This window comes from Microcystis sp. LE19-41.2A, assembly GCF_027530405.1.
In the GTDB taxonomy this organism is placed as follows: domain Bacteria; phylum Cyanobacteriota; class Cyanobacteriia; order Cyanobacteriales; family Microcystaceae; genus Microcystis; species Microcystis aeruginosa.
On sequence record NZ_JAPZQJ010000405.1, the window covers coordinates 1 to 20,743 of the forward strand.

Consider the following 20,743-nt stretch of genomic DNA (forward strand, 5'->3'; position numbering starts at 1 on the left):
ACAAAATCAACTTTATGTGATTTGCTTACCCAGAGAGCGATTCAGGCATATTTGAGGAGAATTGGCCATCTCAATTGTTAAGCAAAAATCGACCAAATGTGAATATTTCGTAACTATTCTGATTGACTGGTATCACTTGAAATGCCCACACAGCAAGCGGTTCACAAAATTGGCTAATTGTCAATAGCGTTTGAGATGCTCTCACCCTGTTTGGATTCATCCCCAATCCCTCTGGCAACTTGCAAGGCTTCGGGTAATAAACTTTCCGGTAAATAGGGAGCTAACCCGGTCAATGCCTCTGCACGGAGGTATTCATCCCCAATCCCTCTGGCAACTTCTAAGGCTTCGGGTAATAAAGTAGGGGTAAGATAGGGACTAATTGCCCTTAATCCTTCGGCTTGCTTCTCATCATCTTGACTTTGCCTCACATAAGCCAATCCCTGAGCAGGTGTCCAGATTTCATGTTTAATCAGTAAAGCAATCAATTCTGATGGAATATTCCTCGCCAAACTATTAAGAGAAGTGGTGATTAAAGCATAACGAACCTGTAACCCAATAGACTTAGTAGGATTCTCAATAAAATGCTCCTCCGCCAATTGCCACGCCCGGGAAACATCCTTAATAAAAATTGCTGTTTTCCCTTCCCTTTCACACTGACTATACCAACCATTATGACCTTCTGCGGTTTCTTCCCTCAGTAATAGATGAATCTGGGCTATCTGTCCCGCTTTTTCCAAATGCCAGAGCAATTGATTATAAATATAGCCATCATCCTCTAAACTATGCCAGTTTGATCCCCCTAAATCCCCCTTACTAAGGGGGACTTCCACCTCTTTTCCCCCCTTTTCAAGGGGGGTTAGGGGGGATCTCTTAATCTGTTTTTGATACCGTTGTAAAAGCTGTTGATGTGCCTCAGCCATTGATAACCCTAACCCCGGTAATCGATAATCCGTTTCAGGATGAGGAGACGCTAGGATCAGATTTCGGGCTAAATCATGTAACAAATCATGGACGCGATAACTCGTTAATAGTTCACTAGAAACCCCCGTTAATAATAAAGCTTTACCCCGTAAATATCTTAAAGTTTGTCTCGCTTCTCTAACCTGACAATCCCATAAAGTCGCCGCTATTTTTTCGGTAATGGTAACATCATCGGGTAACACCCCTAACCAGCTAAATTGTCTCAATCTTTGCCCATTTAACCGCTTTAAACTGAGATTAAAGCAAGCAATTAAACTATAATGTTTTCGTTTTTCTTCATTGGCAGTATCTCCAGCTTCCAAGCGGTCTAAAATTTCTAAATGAGCGATTTCTGCTCGTAAATCTTCGATTAATTCAGCCCAAGGAATCCCATCTTCAATTTGTGCCGCCGTTAACTCCAAAGCTAAGGGTAAATAACCGACAATTTTGGCTAATATTTTGGCTTGTTTCTGATCTGCTAAATTTAATTCATGCTTTAAATAACCCGTTAATAAGGCTAAAGATTGGCTTTCCGTCATCACATCCAAATCATAACGAATTGCCCCTTTAACGGGAACTTCTCTAGTGGTTACTAATAATTTACAGTGATTTACTGCTACTCTAAAAGGATCAATATCTTCCACATTCCAGAGATCATCTACTACTAATAAAGCCTTTTTATCTGCCAATAAAGTCCTCAAGTGTAAGGATGCCGCATCAATACCCGTCGGCTTAAAATTATAATCTCCTAAAGCTTGAATCCAGCCATGAAGAAAGGATAAAATATCTGGTTGTTGTCCTAATGTTGCCCAGAAAATGCCATCAGGAAAAAAGGCTTGAACTTCTTTTTCTTGTGCTAAAGCTGCCGCTAAAGTGGATTTACCAATACCTCCTAAGCCATAAATCGCACTAATAACTAAAGTCCCCGTTTTTTCCGTTATTTCTGACAATAAAAGTTTTTTTAACTCAATACTAACCTCTGGACGTTCGACAAAATAACTCGGTTTAGGAGGAGCTTGATTGCGATAGGAAGAAGATTTTAAAGAAGCGGATATAACGGGTTTAGGTTCAGGATCAATATCATGGTTTTCTAATATCTCACACCATTCAGTATTGTCATAAACCCTTGCCAAAGATTCAGCTTCTAAAGATGCTGGACGATCTCTAATTGGCTGTTTAGATTGTACCCCAATCACTAACCCATAACAAACAATTGCTGATCCCGATGTTCCCTGCCAAGGTGACTGATCTTCTGCTAATCTTTCTAACTGTTCATCGGTGGGTTGTATGTCTTGACTATCTTTAATATTTAATAACAAACGGTGATGAGGAACACGATTAGCTACATCAATAGTTCCCTCAATATGTAACCCTGTGGCGTATTTTATATTATCTTCAGCATACCGTAAAAATAAAGGAAAGCCCAAACAGTCAAATTTAACTTTTTGGGTGCTACTCGCATCAGGTAACAACCCAAAGTCTACAGGATCAAAAGTTTCGATAGTTTCTGGTAATTCAACTAAAGCTATATCTATATTATCCGGTGCTTTCCAAATTACTTTAGCGTCTATATCCTGCTTATCAGAATAGTCTGATGCTGATCTAAATCGTACTTTACAGTCGTTACTATTATCAAATAGATGCCGACAAGTCAAGAGTAAACGTCCCCCAATTCGATAGGCAGTGCCGTATTTAGGGGCAACAATTTCTAAAGCGCGATCGGGTTGGAATTGGGGCATAACTTATCGGATTGATGTAACCTATTCTTCTGGGATGGCGATGGGTTACGCTTCGCTAACCCATCCTACAAATTAACTGCTTTGGGGGCAAGCATTGCGTCCCTAGAAGTATAAAATTCTAATCGGGAATATCATCACTTGCTGTCAATACAGGTTTTCCATCTTTCCAAATGGGTTTAAGGGGAATTTTAATTCTATGGGTTATCGTATCTTTATTGGTGACACCCCCACCCATTTCTACTACCCAAAATTTTAGCCCACCTTTTCCTTCTTTCGACTGCTCAACCACAAATTGAACCTCTAATTCAATGTCACCCACCTCAAAGCGAATCTGCTCACCCTCAGAGGCTAAAATAGATTGACTCAGTTCAACCCGCAATGCTTCTAAGGTTTCTCGAAGTCCAACTTTATTGATGTCCATAATTCTCTAGTTATTTTTGAAGGATGCAGACCAAAACCCTTTCAATTCTATCGTTTTTCTGAAACTTTAGGGCAGAGAGATTGCCTTTATCCAATTGATATAATAGCCCAACCCGATCGCTAAGGAAAGCGCGGGTTGGGAAAAGACATCGACCTAATATTATCTCAAGACTAAAATGACAAATTGAATTAGCATCGAGCTATTTTGCTAATACAAGGTGTCAAGATAAAACTAAGGAGCTAAACGTTGCCTTTGCCAAGTACCATCTTCTTGACGATAATAACAGAGACGATCATGGAGACGACTGGGGCGACCTTGCCAGAACTCGATTAAACTAGGAATTAGGCGAAATCCGCCCCAATGAGGAGGACGGGGAACTTCACGACCCGCATATTCTTCTTTTAGTTCTGCTAGGCGTTTTTCGAGTATATCTCGCCCAGAAATCACTTCACTTTGATTGGAGGCCCAGGCCCCTAAACGAGATTCCCAGGGACGGACAAAAAAGTAATTATCCGATTCCTCCTCGCTGATTTTTTCTACAGTTCCCTCGATCCTAATTTGCCGTTGCAATTCTCCCCACCAAAACACTAGGGCTGCATTGGGATTAGCGATTAATTCCTGTCCTTTGGCGCTGTGGTAGTTGGTAAAGAGAACAAAACCGCGAGGATCGAAGTCTTTTAACAGTACCATGCGGGCCCGGGGTTTACCCTCCGGGGAAATAGTGGCTAAAGTCATAGCGTTGGGTTCCAATCTTCCCGAAGATACCGCCCGTTCTAGCCATTGTTTAAATACAATGAAAGGATCGGCAGATGTTTCTGACTCTAGCAATTCTTCGAGATTGTAGTCCAAGCGCAGGTCAGCGATCGATATGTCCATGGTTTTGCTTGCTAAATTCTATCCTTTGAGATCCTACAAGATTCTACAATCATGACTATCACCTCGGCCAGTGACGCGATCGCATCTCTTTTAGAAATGGCGGAACAGGGAGAAATTGACCCCTGGGATGTGCAGGTTATTGATGTGATCGATCGCTTTTTGGCAGAATTGGGGTTATTAAATGATCTAGATTTAGCCATGGCCCAAGCTAATTTACCCCAATCGGGACAGGCTTTTTTATGGGCTTCTATGTTAGTTTTATTTAAGGCTGATACCCTAGAAAGATTGTCTTTGGAACAGCAAGAAGAAAGTCTGATTGATGAGGAAATTAGCGAGTTAGAACGGGAATTAAGAACTTTACCCCGTTATCTAGAAAATCATATTCGCCGTCGTACTGCTGCCCCACCACCGCGAAAAAGACGGGTAACTTTACAGGAGTTAATCACTCAATTACAACAGATTGCCCTAGAGATTGAAGCTTTACCGAAACTGCCTGTAGTTGTCCCGAAACCCCGGCCCCAATCCCGACGGGAAGCGGTACAAATTATCACGGAATTGGCCCACCAAGAAAACCTGACGGAATTGGCAGCGGAACTGGACTTTTTTTTGCAGAGAAAGTTTTTTCAATTAGAGAAAAATGAGATAGAGTTTGAGTATTTATTAGATTTATGGCAAGCGGAAAAACCCTCTAGTCACTCGGCAACACAGGAAAAGGTGGCGATTTTTTGGGCTTTACTTTTACTGGCTTCTCAATCAAAAGTGGAGTTAAAACAAGAGGATTTTTATCAGGATTTGAGTATTTCTTTAATTAGGGTTTGCTGAAAAGCTTTTTCGTGGGGGTAGGGTGTGGGGTGTAGGGTGTAGGGTGTGGGGTTTTACCGATTTTCAGGTGGTCAACTACCTAATTTTCAGGGAAAAAGTACCTGAATTTTCCCCCCGATCACTCCAATGGTAGGCACTTTTTGAAGGAAAAAAAGTCTAAAAGTCTTACCCAACAAGGTTTTTAGATTTATTCAGCCAACCCTAATTAGGGTTGGCTGAAAAGCTTTTTCAGCCAACCCTAGATAGCTTACTATCTTAGCGGGTTAAGGCCGCGCCTCTTTCGTACAAAGTGCGGGCATAATCGGTCCAAGTACCTTGGCCCCAATAACGGAAACAACTGGTTTGCACGAGCAAATTATAAAGCAGTGCCTCCAGATAATCCGGTCGTCGGGTGAAGCTAGGATCCGCCTGTACTAAAGGATCATATTTCTCGTGGAATTTAGCGCTTAATTGGTTCATCGGTTCGAGAACATTTTCGTAACCGCGCACCCAACTGAGATCATTGGTCCAAGATGCCCCATCCATGGTAAAACGGTGGTCGGACTGTTTTAACTCAGCGATCGCCTGTTCCACTGCTTCTGGGGTAGCGGCATCGGGATTAACTCGCTGCCAGATTTTATGCTGGTGTACGGCTTGAATTGGGGGATAATCTTGGGGATTAACGCCAGCGGCCTCGATTAACTCCAGATATTCCGTGCCGTTAAATCCTGCCACAGTGGAACCCCCCTGCATTTCCCGCCAAGGATTGGGAAAATCGCGAGGAAATTCATTCATCATCACGCCACCATTTTCACCGTCGGCAATCTGGGAACCTAGGGAAGGAACCCAAACGCCGCCGATTTGCTGTTTACCGCGGCATTTGGCCTCGTGGTAGGGTTGCATTTGGGCGACTAATTTGGTGTCGGAACCCTGGGTTTTAATCAAAGCAGTAATCGCAATCACTTCCCCGCGAGAATTACGGGCCACCAGGCGATTAGGAATATATTTTTGTTCCTGACTCAATCCCGAACCGTCGAGATTTTCCACCGAGTGTTCCTGTACCAATAACCAACGATAGCCGCATTCTTTCAGGGCTTTAATATACTCGTAGAGGGTATCGGGATGGTTAGGAAGGTGCATTTCCGGGGGAGAGAACCCTTTGACTCGTTTCAGGGCATCGGGGCCAAAAATCGAGGCAAAATAGGTTTGCCATGCTTGCATCTGTAATTTTAGATCGGGAATCGGTGTGGAAGGAGCCACCGCATGACTCCACATCGTCCCCAACCATTCCACATAGGGTTGATATTGACTGTTACAGGTGATTAATTTGAGTTTATCGAGGATATCCTGCCGTCCCATCTGTACCAAACCCCAGAGGAGATTGCCGGAATAATCGAGCATAATCCGGGGATTACAGCCTTCCGCCACCAATTCCGGGATAAAATCGCCCATGCGACTGTAACACCAGGCAAAAACGCTGGCATTATGGTTATCACCATCCCCCTGATTCTCGAACATATGCTGGAGATTGCAGATTAATTCACCATTAACACCCGCGGGGATGGTGGGTTGGTGCATATGCAAGGCACAGGCAAAACCAGCCTTGATATGGTCTAATTGGAGATTTGTTGTCGGTAAAAAGATCGGATCATCGTGATTAACAATCGCTGCGATTTCCTGTTCCCAACCGCAAATAGTCGGTAGTCCGGGGCGGATTTCCGTGATAGCGTTCGATTTCGATGATACGGGTGTAGCGATCATAATTTTTCAGGCGAATAGATTGAGATAGTTTGTCCCCACTCTCCCAGGGACAACTTTGTTTACTGGCAACAGGTCACTCTTGACTGTTCACTGCTAACTGAGCTAAGAGTGCGGACTTGATCCTATCCCATTTATACTGGGAGTAACCCTCTCCAGACACAAGCCTTCGTAACTCGTTAAAAATCAAGATGATTCTTTACTGAACTTAACCGATCCTCGCACTATGATACAAACAACTATCCGCCCTTTTACCTGTAAATTTTAACCATGTTCTCGGCGACTACCGAAATTCTTGTTATCTTCTTCCTGATCCTCCTCAATGGAGTCTTTGCTCTCTCGGAAATTGCCATTGTCTCGGCCCGCAAAGTCCGTTTAGAACAATTAGCCAGAGATGATCGAAGGGCGGCGGTGGCCTTAAAATTGGCCAATGATCCCAATCAAATTTTATCGACGGTGCAGATTGGCATTACCCTAGTGGGTATCTTTGCCGGGGCCTACGGAGGAGCTAATTTATCGGTCAGTGTGGCGCAATTATTGGCCCAAGTTCCTGTTTTAGCCCCCTACAGTCAAGCTTTGGGATTAGGATTAGTGGTGTTAATTATTACCTATCTATCCCTAGTGGTGGGGGAATTAGTGCCGAAACGGTTAGGTTTAAGTAATCCTGAAAAAATCGCTATCCTCGTTGCTGATCCTCTGAATAGGTTATCAAAAATTGTTTCGCCCATTGTCCATCTTTTGAGTCAATCGACTAATCTGATTCTCGGTTTGTTGGGGATTAATACTAATAACAATGATTCCCCAATTACGGAAGAAGAATTGAAAATTATGCTTAAACAGGGAACCGCAGCGGGAACCTTTGAGGAAGCAGAACAGGATATGGTGGAAAGGGTGTTAGGATTGGGCGATCGCCGAGTAAGCCAGATTATGACCACGCGCCCAGATATTATTTGGCTAGATTTGGAAGATAGTGCCGAAATTAACCGCCAGAAGCTAATTGAGAGCAATCATAACCGTTTTCCTGTGTGTCAGGGCAGTTTAGATGAGGTTTTGGGGGTAATCGAAGTCACAGACTTATTGGCAGATTGTTTAACCGGTGAAAGTTTCGACCTGACGAAGGATTTACAACAGCCGCTTTTTGTGCCGGAAAGCACTAGGGGTTTAAAGGTTTTAGAATTGGTGCAGCAAAGTGGTCATCATATTGCCTTGGTAGTGGATGAGTACGGGGTAATTCAAGGATTGGTGACGCGCAAGGATATTTTAGAGGCAATTGTCGGCGATTTACCCCAATTAGATAACATTGAAGATGCTCAGATCGTGCAGCGGGAAGATGGTTCTTGGTTGATCGATGGTACAGTGGCGATCGAAGATTTTAAAGAGTTATTTGAAATCAGTGAATTACCGGGGGAAAAACAGGGCAATTATCACACTTTAGGTGGTTTTATTATTACCCATCTTGGCAGGATTCCGGGGGCTGCCGATCATTTTGAATGGCAAAGGTTGCGCTTGGAAGTGGTGGATATGGACGGTAATCGTGTCGATAAGGTGTTAGTCACGCTATTGTTAGATGATTTGTAAGTAATTGTTAGTAAACATCTAGATTTTTTCAAGCTTGTGAAGACCGATACAATTTTTTATCAACTCTTGCAAACCTTTCCGGGGTTAATTTTTGAATTACTGGGAGAATCAACCCAGAAAGCTGAAAATTATCAATTTTCCTCCCGAGAAATCAAAGAATTAGCGCGTCGTTTTGACGGTATTTTTTTACCGACCACAGCAGCACCGGAACTAATGATTTACTTTGTTGAAGTGCAATTTCAGGATAAAAGTGATTTTTATTGGCGATTTTTAACAGAAATTGTCATCTATCTCAATCAGTATAAACCCGTTCAGGATTGGATAGCTGTAGCTTTATTTGCCTCCAGGGATCTGGATAATAACTTTCCCTATCAACTGCGGGGATTTGAGATAACGGGACAGATCAGACCTATTTATTTAGATGAATTAATCGATAGTCCGGCTCCGTCTCTGGGTTTAGGAATTATTCAGTTAATTGTCGCTACACCCCAATTAGCACAGCAACGAGGAAAACCACTTTTAGAAAAAGCGATCGCTGAAATTGATGATCTAGTTTTCCAGCAAAAAGTTGTAGAATTAATTGAAAGAACCTTAGCCTATAAATTTACTAATCTTAGTCGTGCGGAGTTAGAAGCTATGTTCGGATTAGATGATCTCAGACAGACTCGACTTTATCAAGAAGCTAAACAAGAAGGTCGTGAAGAAGGTCGTGAAGAAGCTAAAACTGAAGCGATCGCTGGTTTACTAGCTTTAGGTTTAAGTATAGAACAGATTGCCACTGCTTTGCAATTAGAACTTACCAAAGTACAAGAGACAGCGGCCAAATTATCCCCCCCAAATTAGAAGGATAAATTATTAGGTTTCTCCCTGACTTTACCCTATTCATTCATATTACGATAGGTAGCCACTGCCGAGGGAGAAATGCGATTGAGATAACGGAAAATCCAATATTTTAAGACTGTATCCAAGATAACGGGAAAAGTGGCGATAAAGAGAAAATTAAACTGGCGATTTTCCGGTAAACCGAAATGACGACTTAATCCTTCTAGGATCACTTCCCAACCGTGGGGAGAGTGGAAACCGACAAATATATCGGTAAAGAGAATAATTAAAAAAGCTTTAGCTGAATCGCTAAGATTATAGAGAATGCCATCCAGAAAAGACTTGACAATCTCGATTTCCCGACGACTAAAAGCGACAACAAAACCAAAGGCAATCAGGGAACAAATATCGGCGAAAATATTAGCGATCGCATTTAAACCTCGTTGGCGAAATTCTTCACTTAGTACCGCGGCTTTTTTGGTAATTTCTCCCTCGATTTCTTCGTTAGATAATTTGGGTGCTAAACCAATCATACCTCGAAAATGTAAAGCTTCCTCAAATCTTCTCAATTCCGAAAAAGCTTCTTCTTCTAAATCCTGATTGATAAAAATAAACTGTTCCTGTTGTTGGAAATATTTATTAACCAAGGGGGTAATCAGGAAAGTTTTGGTTAATTGCTGGGTCAACAAAGGAACAATAATTAACAGTAAAATAAACTTGAGGGAAATGGCTGTTTTATAACGAGAATTGCGAAATTTCTTTAAAACTGCCTCCTCCGATTCCTCCGCTTGGGGATCAATTTCCTGTTTAATGCGATTAAAAGTATTGACAAAAGAACGGGGTAAAACCCCCGGTTTTTCCGTAGCTTTTTGGGATTTATTACTTTTGATTATTTCCTCATCTTCAATACTACCCGCTGCTAAAAAAGAGCGATTTCTAGAAGTCTTATTTTTGGCTGTTTCCTGCTCAAAATTTCTGTTCTGGATACTTTTGGGAACATCTTGAATATCTTCTTGCCAATAATTATCTTGATATTTTCCGATAATACTATCGATAAACTGAAGTTTTTTCAGACAAACATCTGTGGTGACAGTAATCACCCCATTATTAATTGTCGGTTGATTAGGTCCGAAAGTATTAACGATTGATCGACTAGCTTTAAACTCCGTCAATCTGACTTTAATTTTTTGCAGATAACCTTTAACTTCTGCGATAAAATAGGAATTAGTGCTGCTGCCATAATTCGAGAACTCCGCTGCCACTTTTCGCCCTTGAAAATGCTTATCTTCTATTTCCTTAATCTTCAAAGCTGCATGATAGGCCTCATCTAAAGAACGTTCAGGAGTTTGTAATAACCATTGATTAACACCTTGCAAAATCCGATTAAGATTCATAGGAAACAATTACTTCCACAAGGGAGAAAAGCTAGAGTACCGATCAGTTATCTTAACAAATACAATCGAGAAAAAACGATGTCAATCATACCAATTTGGATCGAAGGTGGCACGCGATCAGGAAAAACCACCGCTTTAGTCGGGGAATTTCGGCGCTGGGTGTCTCGCGATCGATCAAAATCATCCCCCCTTCCTCGATCGATCTTAGTTTTCGCTGCCAACGATGATAATAAACGGGAATTAGCCGATCGATTAGCCATTGCTGTTAGGGGTAGCTATCCGATTCTCTGCAAAACCCCTTTAGGTTTTCTCACCGATGAAGTCATCCTGTTTTGGCCGTTAATTTTCGAGTTTTTGGAGCTAAAAGCGCAATTTCCCCGCCGATTACGCCCAGAAACGGAGCAGGAACTCGCCACCCGTCTCTGGCAACCAGCAATCGCTGAATTCTTCCAGCTTACTAGCATAAATGAATATCGTTTCGTCCGTCAAGTTCTCGATTTGTTACAATTAGCCGGCGCTAGTGGTGTTCCCGCAGAAAAGATACCCGAAAGATTAGCCGACGGATTATCAGAAACAGATCTAAAACGAGTTTTAGCGATTAATGAGCAGGAAACACCAGAAAAAGTGGGAGAATTAATCATTCAATGGCGTGATTGGTCTCTAGAACGTGGTTTATTAAGTTATGGTATCATCTACGAACTCTATTGGCGCTATTTATTTCCTGATAGTCGTTATCAGCAGCAACTATTAAAACGCTTCCGGGGAGTTTTTGCGGACGATGTGGACGATTATCCGGCTATTGCCAAGGATTTACTCAGTTTTTTCCTCGATCATGATTATTTTAGCGTTTTTACCTACAATCCCCAGGGAAAAATTCGCTTAGGATTAACTGCCGATCCCGATTATCTACAAAAATTAGCGGCACGCTGTCAAATTATGTCATTATCTACCACTGACGGGTTAGCTGCTCAGTTTAGCGAGACGGTTCTCTCCTTAATCAGCGACGGTAACTATCTTGGCAATCTTCCCGATCAATTCATCTCCCTGCAAACCACCTCTCGCGCCGAATTGTTACGGAAGACAGCCACAGCTATTATTCAAGCAGTCAAGCAAGGGGCAGTAAAACCCGAAGAAATCGCCGTTATTGCCCCCGGTTTAGACGAAATCGCCCGTTATAGCCTGATGGAAATTTTAACCGGTGCTGGGATAGCCGTTCAACCCCTCAACGAACAACGACCCCTGATCAGTTGTCCTCTGATTCGGGCATTATTGACCCTTCTCGCCCTTGTTTATGAAAATTTGGGGCGTTTAGCCCCCCAAGAGGCTATAGCGGAAATGCTGGTGATTTTTAGCCGTTATCGCTGGGATGAAGAACAAAATTTAATTCCCGATATCGATCCAATCCGCGCCGGATTAATTGCCGATCATTGTTATCAAGTGGATCTGGAAAATCCCCGTTTATTAGCGATCGAAACTTTTCCCCGTTGGGATCGCTTAGGACAAAAAGCTTGTACTGCCTACGAAAGAATTTGTCACTGGATCGAAGGGATGAAAAAACGGCAGCAAGAAGCGAAACTTTTCCCGATTTTTGTCTTAAATCAAGCGATCGAACAATTATTAAACGATGGGGAAAATTTGCCCTTCGATCACTTGGCAGCTTTGCGAGAATTAATGGAAACTGCCCAACATTTTTGGGAGATTGATCGCCGTTTGCGTGAGAGTGAACCCTCTTTTCAAAGTCCCAGCGAAACTATTAGTCAGTTTATGCAACTTTTGCGTCGTGGCACAATCACTGCTAATCCCTATCCTGTGCGACAATTTATTAAATCTTCCCCGGCAGTTACCCTAGGCAATATCTTTCAATATCGTTCTTTTCGTTCTAGTCATCGTTGGCATTTTTGGCTAGATTGTTCCTCCCCACTCTGGGAACAAGGAGGTGCTTCCACTCTTTTTGCTGCGCCGATTTTTTGGCGAGAAAGTCCCTATCAACGCTGGACAACGGAAGCAGAATTAGAGGAAAATCAGGCACGTTTACAGAGAGTTTTAAGGGATTTATTAGCAAGGGTAAGCGAAAAAGTTATCCTCTGTCACAGTGATTTAGGAGTATCGGGAACCGCTCAAACCGGACAACTTTTATCCTTAGTACAAGCGGCAAAAGAATATGATTAAGGACTAGAACAAAATTAACTTCTTGGTTAGGAGATGCAAAAGGCAATAGGCAATAGGCAAAAAGGGGAAATAAATAATCAGTTTTTAATAACTAGATTTAGTATAAAGCCTTTTTGGGGTTGTAAATTAAAAGCTACCACCCCCGAACCACACAAGGGTTCTATCCAACGATCAAAGTTTTGCTGATCCGCTAAACTTTTGATTGATGATAGCAGTTTAGTTTTGATACCTTGACATTTAATCGGTGGAACAATGACGGTTGTTTTCATTAACAACTAATAAATAATTAAATGAATACACTGGGGGAAACATTGAAAATCTCTCCTAAAATTTTCCCTTGAGCTTTACTAATCGATCGCTTGCCATTAACAATCTCAGAAACCACACCCTTAGAACCAATTTTACCAACTAAATCAGCTTGTTTCATGTTGTTAGCTGACATTAAGTGTAATAATACTTCCTGCGGTGAAGCTGGTTCGGGTTGAGGTTGTTTGGCATCAAAATCCTTAATAATTGTCGCCATTAATTTAACCATCGCGGTTTCTTCTGGTAGTCGATCCTGTTTACTAATTAGATTAAGGAGAAGATGACGCGCTTGCTCATATTATTCCTCATTTTCAATAATCTTGGGTTGAAATTTAGTCAACAGTTGATTATAAATATTTTGATTAAGTGCTAGAGTCATTTTTCTTTCGGTTAGACTGAACTTTTTGGGTGTGTTACTGCTTAACTTAAACCAGTGATTTTAACCAACTGTACCAAGCATCTAAACCTTCTCCAGTGGTAGCGGAAACTTGAAAAACTTTCAGATTGGGATTAACTTGATAGGCGTAATCTAAACAGCGATCGAGGTTAAAATTAACGTAGGGCAGTAGGTCTATTTTTGTCAAGATCATGACTTGAGAAGCGTGGAACATATAGGGATATTTAATCGGTTTATCTTCTCCTTCGGTGACGGAAAGAATGACGACTTTGGCATTTTCTCCCAAATCAAATAAAGCAGGACAAACTAGATTACCAACATTTTCGATCATCACTAAAGAATTCATCGGTGGATCGAGTTCGATTAATCCTCTCTCTACCATTGATGCTTCTAAATGACAACCTGTTCCGGTGTTAATTTGGATAACCTGACAACCGGTTTCACTAATTTTTTGGGCATCATTAGCTGTTGCTTGATCTCCCTCAATGACACTGATAGGAATAGCGGTTTTTAAATCGGCAATTGTGCGAGTTAACAGGGTAGTTTTTCCCGAACCGGGGGAAGAAACCAGATTAAGAGCAACAGTTTTTCTCCCCTTCAACCAACCGCGATTTTGTGCCGCTAATAGATTATTTTTTGCCAGCAGGTTTTGCTCAACTTGGAGAATATTACCATGAATTTGAGCGTGAATTTCCGCAGGATGATGGGGATGCTCATGCTCGTGAGCGTGAGCGTGAGCTTGATGGCTATGACTAATAACAGTACCATCGGCTAAAATATGTTCATGGGTTCCCGTTTGCGGATTAGTTAATGTTACTTCCGAGTTATCAGAACAACCACAGGTTACACACATAAGGATTCTGTCTCCAACGATTTGAGATTTAATTCTTGACCCTGTAAAATGACTATATTGCGACTACCACATCGATCGCAGATTCCGTAGGGATATTCTAGTTCTAGCTCATTTCCGCAATCTTGGCACTGTCCTAAACCAGAAATTTCCAGAATCTCTAACATTGCCCCCTCTACATTAGTACCTTGACAACAGGTATCAAAACAAAAAGCGATCGATTCTGGCATAATTGCCGTTAGTTTACCAATCTCTAACACCACGCGCCTAACTTTCATTCCTCGCGAGTGTTCTAAAGCAAGTTCAATAATATTTTGGGTGATTCCTAGTTCGTGCATTTTCAGTTATCAGTTATCAGTTATCAGTTATCAGTTATCAGTCATCAGTCATCAGTTATCAGTTATCAAGGAAATTTCAACTAAAACCCCAAAAACCCAACTATTTGAGGGTTCAAAACAGCAAAAATAAGGATTAAATTGCCTAAAATCTGTAAATAGACCATTTAATTGATTATTATTCATTTTTAATTCTCCTGACTCCTGACTACTGACTACTGACTCCTGACTCCTGACTCCTGACTCCTGACTCCTGACTCCTGACTCCTGACTCCTGACTACTGACTCCTGACTCCTGACTTCTAACCCTAACAACAAACTTTTTCAGCAAACCCTAATTAACATATTCTCGGTAATTGTTCACCGACTAACATATCGAGAATTCTGTTAGTGCCGAAAGGGGTTTTTAAGTAAACTAAATTGGGGGGAGAAGCGACGACTTCCCCGATAGAAGCGGCATTTTTACCGTCAGGATGGGAACGCATCACTGCTAAAACGCGATTTTCCGCCTCCGGAGGCACGACAAGGACTAATTTGCCCTCATTTGCCAGATAAAGCGGTTCTAAGCCCAATAATTCGCACATTCCTCGCACTTCTTCCCGGATGGGGATCGCCGTTTCCTGCACCTGTATTCCCACCCCTGAACTTTGGGCGAATTCGTTTAAAACCGTGGCTAATCCGCCTCTAGTGGCATCCCGCATCGCTTTAACTTCCGGGCAAACTGCCAGAATTGCAGAAATTAAAGAATTCAGGGCTTGACAATCGCTTTCAATTGTGCATTGCAGGTCTAATTCGCCCCGGGCAATCAGAATGGCGGCACCGTGCTCCCCCAGAAAACCGTTAATCAAAATGCGATCACCAACTTGTAAATTATTGGCACTGGAATGGATTCGGGCCGGAATTACCCCCACTCCAGAGGTATTAATAAATATTTGATCCCCTTGTCCCCTGGGAACGACTTTTGTATCCCCGGTGACGATTTTTACCGCTGCTTTGTCGGCGGCTATTTTCATGCTGGTAACGATGGTTTTTAGGGTGTCGATAGATAAACCTTCTTCGAGGATAAAACTACAACTGAGATAGAGAGGAATTGCCCCACCGACAGCCAAATCATTAACGGTTCCATTGACTGCTAAACTGCCAATATCACCCCCCGGAAAGAATAGGGGAGAAACCACATAGGAATCGGTGGTAAATGCCAAGCGATCGCCTATTTTAGCCAAATCTTTAATCTCAAATCGGGCTTGATCTTCAAGGGGTGCCAGTAAGTTATTATCGAAGTTATTAACGAATATCTCGTTAATTAAATCCCGCATTGCTCTGCCACCGCTGCCATGGGAGAGAGTGATATTTGTGTCGGTAATTTTTGTTTTTTTTAATTTTAAAGAAGCTGAAGGAGTGCTAGTCATAGGTGAGGTAGTAAGTTTTCGTTTTGGGTAGTCGGTGGCCGATAGCAAATTAGGTTACACTTTATCTTGATGAAAAACGCTGTCATAGCTTACTGCTAGATTATCTTAATGGGTTTCTGGTATTTCTCGCACTTTTTCTACAGTTAAGTCCAAGGCTTGAGCAATTTGTTCTACCGTTAAACCTAAAGCCAATAAACGCGGCACAGATTCCAGTTTACCTTCCAGTTTACCTTCCAGTTTACCTTCTTCTCGAACGTCTTGAAAATAACGGGTTTGTTTCAGTTCATCTAAACTAAACATGGCTTCTATCTCCCGGCGACTTAGACGTGGTAATTTATAGATAAGGATCGTTTCTATTAATTGTAGGAAGTTTTGCGGTTGGGTAAATTCAGTTCGCACTCGTTCAATAAGTTGTTTGGCTGTTGCCACTGCTTGATTTTCTTTAGCAATAATTAATTTTATAGTGGCAATACCGAGGGAATCTTGATTAATATCATCTAGTTCATCTAAATAGATTCGCGTCACTCTCCCAGATGTCAATAAGTCTTGATAACGTACAATCTTATCTGATTCTACCCGACGATGGGGATAAATGACCACCCCGCGCCAATCATTGTTAAAAGCAGTTTTACTGAGATATAAGAAGATTTCAGCAAAGAAACGGCCATAAAAATTCTGATCATCTTGAAATTGCACCTCGCAGAAATAAATAGGAATGCTAGGACCGGTAATATTGGGCAAAAATACGCCATCAATACGAAAAGCTAGTTGCTTGATTTCGACGGAATCAAAGCGGTAATTCTCGGCTTCTCCGGGGGAAAGGTTGATTAATTCAAAGAAAATTGACGGATAAGATTGAAAAAGATCATAAAAAATACTGTCGGTTTTCATGCCCGGACTTGTGGTGTAAACTATGCAAAAATATAGAGATAGAGAGTTTTCCTACTAATTAGCCTGATTATAGCAGTTATCTTTGCCAAAACAAATGCTAAAAGCCGATCCGGGAAAAGCTAAGTAGGTAGGTGTTAAAAGTTGTCAGACACCCCCCTTATTAAGGGGGGATTAAGGGGGGACTAAGGGGGGATCGGCACCCCCCTTATCAAGGGGGGCAGGGGGGATCAGAGGCAAAATCTATCTTCAATTTAATTATAACTACTTACTTAATAGCTAAAATAACTGACAACCGATCGAGTCTAAACATCTCCCCCTGGTCAGGGTGCTATAGCTGACAATGAGTCGCTATAATAGAATTCGCCGATCGCTAACTTCTCCCTCGGTAAAATTTCTATGAATGGAAGACTGAACAAGCTACAACAAGATTTAAAGAACATAGAAACGGAAGTGGCAAATTTAGCCGAAAGAATGCGAGAAAAATACCGAATTTATCTTGATTTACTCGGTGAATCTCTCTATAAACAGGCGATCGGGGCAGTGTATCATATCTGTACCCGCTACTATGGGGGGGAATTTCTGGCTCTCTCCCACAGCAATCGTCAGAAACTACAAGAGGAGATCAAAGCTCTAGGACAAGAGGCTAAAGCCAGTTTACAGCAATTGGGTGAGCAGAGCTTCGATCGAGGGGCATTTTCAGGGGTAGGATTCTCTAAAAGTCCAGCAGAGACGAAAAATACCCCAGATTTCTTGAAACTTTTTCTAAACAAACCAGAAAATCTAGCCGCAACTGGAGAGATTAATAACCCCGATATTTTACTTTATTGTTGTCGAGTGCTGGAAAAAAACTGTATCGAGATTCTCAATCATCTCTCCAAACAAATTAATCAGCAACTACAAAAAGCTTATATTCTTCCCCCTCATCTACCCAGTCAAATTATCGATATGGCAATTCAAGCGGGAGAAGAGGGACAATCCCTAGGTGGAGGAAATAATATGTTAAACATTTTAGTAGAAGCTAAAAACCCTGAACCAGAGGAGGAAAAAGATGAAGATGAAGATGAAGATGAAGATGATGGGGATGAGCATGATTTTTCAAGTGGCAAAGTCACTAAAGTAACGGCGATTCATCTACGAATGGCTGAACTGGAATTTGCTGATACGCGCTTAAGTGTGGAAAGAAATCAAATTCGCTCCCTTTGGGAACAATTAAATCGTCTAGGGGAACAATATCATCGTATTCGCAAAGAATATACTATCGCTCAAGCGGAAGCGGCATGGCGCAGTAGTTGGTACGATTAATCAGTTATGATCAAACAGGGGTATCAGGGAAGCATAATACTGGGAAATTTGGAGTCAAGAGGCAATTATGAAAGGGGAAATACCCGACTGGGTGAGATTACAAAAAGCCTTATCTGTAGAAGCGGAAAAAGGTTATCCCGATCTTCAGGGAAATCAGTACCGTTTTAGCGAGTTTTTCTGTCTTAGTTTCGGGGATAATCCTCCCGTGGGAATTTCCACCAGTGAGAGAAATCGCTGGCGAGAATTAGCCCAAAAATTTGCCCAATATTCCCAGTTTAATCCCAGACAAAGACAACAATTAGTCACCGAAACTCGCAATTTTTTACAACAATTACGGCAAACTTTAGAAGCAACCCCCACCCCAAAAGAACCAGCTGTGGCGAAAATTATTAATACCACTCCCATCACGGCAAAGGCTATTTCTCCACGGCAAGTTACCCTCGAACAACCCTTGAAATATCTAGCGGAAGTGGGAGAGAGAAAAGCTGGTCTTTTAGAAAAATTAAACCTCCACAAAGTTGAAGATTTATTATATTATTATCCCCGGGATCATATTGATTACAGTCGTCAAGTCAATATCGCCAATTTAACCGAGGGGGAAACGGTAACTTTAGTAGGGAATGTCAAGCGCTGTAATTGTTTTACTAGCCCCAAAAATACCAAGTTAGCTATCTTTGAATTGCTCTTACAGGATCGCACTGGACAGATAAAATTAAACCGTTTTTATGCGGGAACTCGCTATACTAATCGTGCTTGGCAAGAAGGACAAAAAAAACTCTATCTGGTGGGTTCGGTGGTGGCGGTTAGTGGTTTAGTCAAAGCGGGTAAATATGGGTTAACTTTAGAAAATCCTGAATTTGAATTATTAGACAGTTCTGGGGCAAGTATTGAGTCCTTAAAAATCGGGCGTATTCTGCCGGTTTATCCCCTCACCGATGGAGTACCCGCCGACCTAATTAGAAAGGCTGTAGTCGCCGCTTTTGGGGCAGTAGAGGCGATAAAAGATCCCTTGCCTTTCGGTCTAAGAAAACAATACGGATTAATCGATTTAAAAACGGCAATTACTAACATTCATTTCCCTAATAATGCCGAGATTCTAAGTCAAGCGCGACGGCGATTAGTCTTTGATGAATTCTTCTTTTTACAATTGGGTTTTCTGCGGCGGCGGCAACAGTATCGTCAGACACAAAAAAGTGCTGTTTTTAGTGCTAAGGGTCAACTAATTGATCGATTTAATCAGATAATTCCCTTTCAATTAACTAATGCTCAGAAACGAGTTATTGAAGAAATTTTAGAGGATTTAGATTCTAGCACCCCGATGAATCGTCTTGTGCAGGGGGATGTGGGTTCTGGCAAAACAATTGTCGGAGTTTATGCTATTTTAGCGGCCCTACAATCCGGTTATCAAGCGGCATTAATGGCTCCCACGGAAGTTTTAGCAGAACAACATTATCGTAAGTTAGTTAGCTGGTTTAATCTCTTACATTTACCCGTAGAATTATTAACTGGTTCCACAAAAACTGCTAAACGGCGAGAAATTCACGCCCAATTAGAGACAGGAGAATTACCACTTTTAGTGGGAACTCATGCCCTAATTCAAGATGCAGTTAATTTCCGCAAATTAGGTTTAGTTGTTATTGATGAACAGCATCGCTTTGGGGTACAACAAAGGGCAAGATTATTAAGCAAAGGAGAGTCTCCCCACGTTTTAACCATGACAGCAACACCGATTCCCCGTACTTTAGCTTTAACCCTGCATGGGGATTTGGATGTGAGTCAAATTGACGAATTACCCCCCGGCAGACAACCGATTCAAACCAGCGCTTTAAATGGGAATCAAAGAAGGGCTGCCTATGATTTAATTCGGCGTGAAATTGCCCAAGGCAGACAAGCTTATGTGATTTTTCCCTTGATTGAAGAATCGGAAAAATTAGATGTTAGGGCTGCGGTGGAAGAATATCAAAATTTATCAGAAAAGATTTTTCCCAATTTTAATATCGGTTTACTCCATGGTCGCATGAGTTCCGCCGAAAAAGAGGAAATCTTAACAGCTTTTCGCGATAATATTCTGCAAATTATTGTCTCAACTACGGTTATCGAAGTGGGGGTGGATGTTCCCAATGCCACGGTGATGTTAATTGAAAATGCCGAACGTTTTGGCCTTTCACAATTGCATCAATTACGGGGGCGCGTTGGCAGAGGTTCCCATCAATCCTATTGTTTACTTTTAAGTGGCAGTAATAGTGCTAATTCCCGTCAAAGATTGACGGTTTTGGAACAATCCCAAGACGGCTTTTTTATCTCGGAAATGGATATGCGATTTCGCGGTCCGGGGGAAGTTTTAGGACAACGACAATCGGGTTTACCAGATTTTGCCCTCGCTAGTTTAGTCGAGGATCAAGAGGTGTTAGTTTTGGCAAGAGATGCCGCCGAAAAAATTATGTTAGATGATCCCCATTTAATCACTTTGCCCAATTTGAAACAAGCCTTAGAAGCTAAATATCAACGGATGTTGGGAGCGGATATTTTAACTTGATTTAGATGTTCAGTGATCAGTAAACAGTAATACTAAATCCAGTTATTAAAAACTGATTATTTATTCTCCGTTTTGCATAGCCCATACTCAACGGATTTACTATTACTTCCGATTTTATCACTCAATCCAAGCTTTTGGGGGGTTCTACCCCCCAAACCCCCCGTTGGGGGCGTGGCGCCGCCCCCAAACCCCCCGCGCA

Annotated in this window: 16 protein-coding genes and 1 pseudogene; 6 read left to right on the top strand and 11 right to left on the bottom strand. The window is 41.8% G+C overall.

What is annotated here, in order from left to right; all coding sequences use genetic code 11:
• Positions 1-173: 173 nt before the first annotated feature.
• From O9290_RS16480 to pdxH, 3 genes are all read right to left on the bottom strand, one after another.
• The gene (locus tag O9290_RS16480) at positions 174-2,699 is read right to left on the bottom strand and encodes an NB-ARC domain-containing protein (protein WP_288058435.1); all 2,526 of its coding nucleotides are present in this window, start codon (positions 2,697-2,699) and stop codon (positions 174-176) included.
• 118 nt (positions 2,700-2,817) lie between these two features.
• A complete protein-coding gene (locus O9290_RS16485) occupies positions 2,818-3,120 on the bottom strand; it encodes a trypco2 family protein (RefSeq protein WP_288058437.1) in 303 nt (100 codons plus the stop codon).
• Positions 3,121-3,351: 231 nt separating this feature from the next.
• Complete coding sequence (gene pdxH, locus O9290_RS16490; RefSeq protein ID WP_287731672.1) at positions 3,352-3,996, bottom strand: pyridoxamine 5'-phosphate oxidase; 645 nt, start codon at positions 3,994-3,996, stop codon at positions 3,352-3,354.
• A 51-nt stretch (positions 3,997-4,047) separates the two neighbouring features.
• On the opposite strand from pdxH, the gene O9290_RS16495 reads away from it, so the two are divergent.
• Positions 4,048-4,818 (top strand): segregation/condensation protein A, encoded by a 771-nt coding sequence (locus O9290_RS16495; protein WP_288056508.1) that lies wholly within the window; start codon positions 4,048-4,050, stop codon positions 4,816-4,818.
• A gap of 255 nt (positions 4,819-5,073) precedes the next feature.
• Here the strand turns inward: O9290_RS16495 and O9290_RS16500 are convergent, their stop codons facing one another.
• Positions 5,074-6,558: a polysaccharide deacetylase family protein gene (locus O9290_RS16500; RefSeq protein WP_002796456.1), complete on the bottom strand. Its 1,485-nt coding sequence runs from the start codon at positions 6,556-6,558 to the stop codon at positions 5,074-5,076.
• 267 nt (positions 6,559-6,825) lie between these two features.
• Here O9290_RS16500 and O9290_RS16505 point away from each other — a divergent pair, with 267 nt between their 5' ends.
• Together O9290_RS16505 and O9290_RS16510 are read left to right on the top strand one after the other, a co-directional pair.
• On the top strand, positions 6,826-8,133 hold the full coding sequence (locus tag O9290_RS16505; protein WP_002760525.1) for a hemolysin family protein: 1,308 nt from the start codon (positions 6,826-6,828) through the stop codon (positions 8,131-8,133).
• Positions 8,134-8,169: 36 nt separating this feature from the next.
• Positions 8,170-8,976 carry an Rpn family recombination-promoting nuclease/putative transposase gene (locus tag O9290_RS16510; RefSeq protein WP_288024867.1) on the top strand — a complete coding sequence of 269 codons (807 nt, stop codon included), beginning with the start codon at positions 8,170-8,172 and terminating at the stop codon, positions 8,974-8,976.
• A gap of 35 nt (positions 8,977-9,011) precedes the next feature.
• Here the strand turns inward: O9290_RS16510 and O9290_RS16515 are convergent, their stop codons facing one another.
• Entirely contained in the window at positions 9,012-10,349 is a 1,338-nt protein-coding gene (locus O9290_RS16515; protein ID WP_002760527.1) for a proton extrusion protein PcxA, read from the bottom strand.
• A 78-nt stretch (positions 10,350-10,427) separates the two neighbouring features.
• Between O9290_RS16515 and O9290_RS16520 the strand changes: the two genes are divergently transcribed.
• Positions 10,428-12,518 (top strand): PD-(D/E)XK nuclease family protein, encoded by a 2,091-nt coding sequence (locus O9290_RS16520; protein ID WP_288087283.1) that lies wholly within the window; start codon positions 10,428-10,430, stop codon positions 12,516-12,518.
• Positions 12,519-12,595: 77 nt separating this feature from the next.
• Here the strand turns inward: O9290_RS16520 and O9290_RS16525 are convergent, their stop codons facing one another.
• The 6 genes and pseudogenes from O9290_RS16525 to O9290_RS16550 form a co-directional block, all read right to left on the bottom strand.
• Complete coding sequence (locus tag O9290_RS16525) at positions 12,596-12,787, bottom strand: DNA adenine methylase (RefSeq protein ID WP_149986632.1); 192 nt, start codon at positions 12,785-12,787, stop codon at positions 12,596-12,598.
• Positions 12,788-12,804: 17 nt separating this feature from the next.
• Positions 12,805-13,203: pseudogene (locus tag O9290_RS28220) on the bottom strand (helix-turn-helix domain-containing protein).
• A gap of 46 nt (positions 13,204-13,249) precedes the next feature.
• Entirely contained in the window at positions 13,250-14,074 is an 825-nt protein-coding gene (gene hypB / locus O9290_RS16535; protein WP_288058150.1) for a hydrogenase nickel incorporation protein HypB, read from the bottom strand.
• The gene (locus O9290_RS16540; RefSeq protein WP_012267999.1) at positions 14,065-14,409 is read right to left on the bottom strand and encodes a hydrogenase maturation nickel metallochaperone HypA/HybF; all 345 of its coding nucleotides are present in this window, start codon (positions 14,407-14,409) and stop codon (positions 14,065-14,067) included. Before O9290_RS16540 ends, hypB begins: the two co-directional genes overlap by 10 nt.
• 335 nt (positions 14,410-14,744) lie before the next feature.
• Complete coding sequence (hypE, locus tag O9290_RS16545; RefSeq protein ID WP_288058152.1) at positions 14,745-15,815, bottom strand: hydrogenase expression/formation protein HypE; 1,071 nt, start codon at positions 15,813-15,815, stop codon at positions 14,745-14,747.
• 105 nt (positions 15,816-15,920) lie between these two features.
• Positions 15,921-16,706, bottom strand: a complete 786-nt coding sequence (locus tag O9290_RS16550; RefSeq protein ID WP_288058155.1) for an Rpn family recombination-promoting nuclease/putative transposase — start codon at positions 16,704-16,706, stop codon at positions 15,921-15,923.
• A 396-nt stretch (positions 16,707-17,102) separates the two neighbouring features.
• Here O9290_RS16550 and O9290_RS16555 point away from each other — a divergent pair, with 396 nt between their 5' ends.
• A complete protein-coding gene (locus O9290_RS16555) occupies positions 17,103-18,008 on the top strand; it encodes a hypothetical protein (protein WP_288058163.1) in 906 nt (301 codons plus the stop codon).
• Between the two features lie 67 nt (positions 18,009-18,075).
• On the top strand, positions 18,076-20,544 hold the full coding sequence (gene recG, locus O9290_RS16560; protein WP_002760542.1) for an ATP-dependent DNA helicase RecG: 2,469 nt from the start codon (positions 18,076-18,078) through the stop codon (positions 20,542-20,544).
• Positions 20,545-20,743 lie beyond the last annotated feature (199 nt).

Coding starts and splice junctions, on each gene's coding strand:
- recG (WP_002760542.1), top strand. CDS start 18,076: ATGAAAGGGGAAATACCCGACTGGGTGAGATTACAAAAAGCCTTATCT.
- O9290_RS16505 (WP_002760525.1), top strand. CDS start 6,826: ATGTTCTCGGCGACTACCGAAATTCTTGTTATCTTCTTCCTGATCCTC.
- O9290_RS16515 (WP_002760527.1), bottom strand. CDS start 10,349: ATGAATCTTAATCGGATTTTGCAAGGTGTTAATCAATGGTTATTACAA.
- O9290_RS16485 (WP_288058437.1), bottom strand. CDS start 3,120: ATGGACATCAATAAAGTTGGACTTCGAGAAACCTTAGAAGCATTGCGG.
- hypE (WP_288058152.1), bottom strand. CDS start 15,815: ATGACTAGCACTCCTTCAGCTTCTTTAAAATTAAAAAAAACAAAAATT.
- O9290_RS16495 (WP_288056508.1), top strand. CDS start 4,048: ATGACTATCACCTCGGCCAGTGACGCGATCGCATCTCTTTTAGAAATG.
- O9290_RS16500 (WP_002796456.1), bottom strand. CDS start 6,558: ATGATCGCTACACCCGTATCATCGAAATCGAACGCTATCACGGAAATC.
- hypB (WP_288058150.1), bottom strand. CDS start 14,074: ATGTGTGTAACCTGTGGTTGTTCTGATAACTCGGAAGTAACATTAACT.
- O9290_RS16480 (WP_288058435.1), bottom strand. CDS start 2,699: ATGCCCCAATTCCAACCCGATCGCGCTTTAGAAATTGTTGCCCCTAAA.
- pdxH (WP_287731672.1), bottom strand. CDS start 3,996: ATGGACATATCGATCGCTGACCTGCGCTTGGACTACAATCTCGAAGAA.
- O9290_RS16520 (WP_288087283.1), top strand. CDS start 10,428: ATGTCAATCATACCAATTTGGATCGAAGGTGGCACGCGATCAGGAAAA.
- O9290_RS16540 (WP_012267999.1), bottom strand. CDS start 14,409: ATGCACGAACTAGGAATCACCCAAAATATTATTGAACTTGCTTTAGAA.
- O9290_RS16555 (WP_288058163.1), top strand. CDS start 17,103: ATGAATGGAAGACTGAACAAGCTACAACAAGATTTAAAGAACATAGAA.
- O9290_RS16525 (WP_149986632.1), bottom strand. CDS start 12,787: ATGAAAACAACCGTCATTGTTCCACCGATTAAATGTCAAGGTATCAAA.
- O9290_RS16550 (WP_288058155.1), bottom strand. CDS start 16,706: ATGAAAACCGACAGTATTTTTTATGATCTTTTTCAATCTTATCCGTCA.